The sequence below is a fragment of the Nitrospirota bacterium genome (assembly GCA_020846775.1).
Taxonomy (GTDB): Bacteria; Nitrospirota; 9FT-COMBO-42-15; order HDB-SIOI813; family HDB-SIOI813; genus RBG-16-43-11.
Map to the genome: position 1 here is coordinate 1 of JADLDG010000124.1, position 2,831 is coordinate 2,831.

At 45.5% G+C, this 2,831-nt stretch carries 5 protein-coding genes; 4 read left to right on the forward strand and 1 reads right to left on the reverse strand.

Annotation, left to right across the window (positions count from 1 at the left end; genetic code table 11):
- From IT392_13365 to IT392_13375, 3 genes are all read left to right on the forward strand, one after another.
- Nucleotides 1-483 (forward strand): hypothetical protein (locus IT392_13365; GenBank protein ID MCC6545461.1); only part of this gene is annotated, 483 nt, incomplete at its 5' end.
- 51 nt (nt 484-534) lie between these two features.
- Nucleotides 535-921, forward strand: coding sequence for a hypothetical protein (locus tag IT392_13370; GenBank protein MCC6545462.1), 387 nt, complete (start codon nt 535-537; stop codon nt 919-921).
- Nucleotides 922-997: 76 nt separating this feature from the next.
- Entirely contained in the window at nt 998-2,005 is a 1,008-nt protein-coding gene (locus IT392_13375) for a transporter (protein ID MCC6545463.1), read from the forward strand.
- Nucleotides 2,006-2,384: 379 nt separating this feature from the next.
- Here the strand turns inward: IT392_13375 and IT392_13380 are convergent, their stop codons facing one another.
- The gene (locus IT392_13380) at nt 2,385-2,573 is read right to left on the reverse strand and encodes a hypothetical protein (protein ID MCC6545464.1); all 189 of its coding nucleotides are present in this window, start codon (nt 2,571-2,573) and stop codon (nt 2,385-2,387) included.
- Between the two features lie 14 nt (nt 2,574-2,587).
- Here IT392_13380 and IT392_13385 point away from each other — a divergent pair.
- On the forward strand, nt 2,588-2,831 hold a 244-nt coding region (locus tag IT392_13385), incomplete at its 3' end, for a helix-turn-helix transcriptional regulator (GenBank protein MCC6545465.1).

Consider the following 2,831-nt stretch of genomic DNA (forward strand, 5'->3'; position numbering starts at 1 on the left):
GACTTACACACAAGTAAGTCGAACGAGTTTGACCTCTATTTACAATATGATATTAAGAGAGAGAATCTTACGCTGACCACCGGCTATGCCCATTATAATTATCCTCACAGAGACGGGTGGGGGCCGTCACAGGAAGTTTTTATGAATATTGCCTACGGTGCTTCTTTTAATCCATCCCTCAGTATTCACTATGACTATGATGCAGGGAAAGGGAGTTACTACACTTTAAGCATAAACCATGATGTAGCAAGTTTGATTGGTGACCTGTCGCTCGGTACAAACCTTTTCTATCAGAGCAATTATTATGAGTCTTCCGGCTTCCCGTCTGTGGAGTTCAATATCTCATCTGAATATCCGGTAAGGTCATTTACCATTTCCCCGTCAGTCTCTTATTTCCTTACCTGGGATAATGCGGACTTCAGTGGAGATAGTTCAGTTCCGGACACATGGCTTTTTTCTCTTAATATAGGACAGAGTTTTTGATGACAATAATCATGGCCTTTGGGAAATTTCTTGACTTCGACGACGGATTAAATGATAAGATGTCCTGTGAGGCACACAGGTAATTTTCTCAAAGTAGTTGGCAGCCTTTTATGTGGCCTTTATGCAATCGTTTCTATCTATGCCGTCTCCTGCTCACTTTCCTGTACTTTTGAATATGATCCATTCGAAGGACATTCCCATAGTCATCATGGGGCTGAACATGATGAGCAGCATAATAAGCAAAAAGAACGGGGTGACGGGGAATCCCTGTTCTGTAAATTCCTACACAAAGTCAGCAGCTCAGTTGCTACAGTCACGCAGCTAACCATATTAGTATTCAGTGATACATCGCATCAGATACGCTACAACAGCATTTTTCTTTATCCACTCCTTGAGAAAAGCAACCCTATCCGTGCCCCTCCGGTACTTCTATCGTGATTCCATTTACTTAATTATTTCATCTATCCAACCTTCCACATTATGGAAGAGGATTATCAAAAGGAGGAATTACGTCATGTACAGGTATATTCTATCATCCCTGTGCGGGATGTTTATTATTGCAGGAATAACATTTGTACCGAATCATGTAAATGCCGGTTGTGGTTCTGCGAATTGCTTCCTTGTTACCGGTACCCAAGAGGGAATCACCGCACCAGGTCAGATTATCCTTGATCTCTCCTATCGATTTATCCCGATGGACCGTGCCCAACGTGGTAGTGAACGGGTCTCTGAGGTACTGGTACCAGGGATTAATTTCGCAGGTGGAGAGATTGAGTTGGACCATCACCGCGAGAAGCGGACTATTAACGAGTTGGCTCAGATGGATGTCAGCTACGGGGTAACCAATAGGTTTGCCCTGAGTCTTGCCCTTCCTGTCATTAATGATCGATTGCATGAACACTTCGTTGAAGTTGGAACACCCGAGGAAGCTTTCAGTCGTCAGGACGGCACTGCTGGATTCGGTGACCTTCGCCTGGTCGGGAAATACGCTCTATGGGTCAACACCAGACATCTCCTTGTAGGTGGGCTTGGTGTAAAGGCCCCTACGGGCGACTATAAATTGCTGGACAGCTATGGCACCATCAACGAGCCGACCATTATGCCTGGAACTGGCTCTTGGGATGGTCTGGTCTCAGCATTCTACAACCACCAGCTTCTTCGTCGGCTCGATGCATTCCTATCCGCTTCTTATCAGATGACTACTGAAAACAATCTGGAATATCAGTTTGGCAATACGTTACTCATTAATGGAGGTATAAACCATCTGCTTATCCTTAAGGAAAAGGAGTTAACAGTAAGCCTCCAGATAAACATGCGTCAGGCCCCACACGATGAGTTCAAAGGAGAGCAGGTCCCAGGCACCGGTGGCATATGGATCTATTTAACTCCGGGGGTTAAGGTGCCGTCTTCACCCAACACGACATTCTATACACATGTACAATTACCTGTGTATCAATATGTTAATGAGACCAATCTTGTTCCACGTTATGGATTGATCTTTGGAATGTCCCATGCATTTTAGAACAGGACAAACGTCTTGACACAAAAAAATCTGTCTGGTCTGTTTAACGCATAGTTGGAGGCATGGATCCTCCTGGCAATCGGTTTACAGCAGGTAATTTCTAAAATATACATTCTAAGGCCACGAAGGCCTCTACTCTGCAGGGAGCGGGGAGTACTTCGTGGCCTTTTTTATTAAGAGGTCTTAATGTGGTAAAGAATGTAACTATAGTTTCAAATCTATCATGCAAACATTGTTCGGAGGCTGTAAGCAATACAGTTAAGGACTCCCCGGAATAATCTCCATCTCAATCCAGACAGGGAGTGACTCATCTGATGTATACATCTCTTACGAATCAAAAAACATGAGTTTTGAGAAGACCACGGGGGCAATTGTCGAGTTAGGTTATCCTGTCAATGGATACATCATACTTGCCCACTCCCTTTTTTATCCCCAGTGCCTCTCTCAAACTTGCCTCCTCCGGCAACTTTTCCCGTCTTATATAACCCCTCACCCGTCTGGTATGCTGAAAAGGCATTACTATTAACCGGCGCGGGAGGGGTCTTTTTGATCCCTTTACGCGCCACATGGGAGGAGGGTCCCATGGGGCAGATAAACAAAACCGCCAGACTGCCGAATCGCATCTGGCATTACATGAAGAGGGGTAGGTACAGCCAGAGAGATATTGCCTATCTTCTGGGGTATAGGAGTGCCTCTAACCTCTCCCGCTGGCAGAGCGGGACAAAGCTTCCCACGCTTAATAACGCCATCGGGCTTGCCGTGGCTTTATGCACCAATATAGATGCCCTATTTCCAGAGCATCGCCGCCGGTGGGAGGACAGGATCA

Excerpts from the sequence above, each read along its gene's own strand:
- IT392_13375 (MCC6545463.1), top strand. The coding sequence starts at position 998 with ATGTACAGGTATATTCTATCATCCCTGTGCGGGATGTTTATTATTGCA.
- IT392_13370 (MCC6545462.1), top strand. The coding sequence starts at position 535 with ATGATAAGATGTCCTGTGAGGCACACAGGTAATTTTCTCAAAGTAGTT.
- IT392_13380 (MCC6545464.1), bottom strand. The coding sequence starts at position 2,573 with ATGTGGCGCGTAAAGGGATCAAAAAGACCCCTCCCGCGCCGGTTAATA.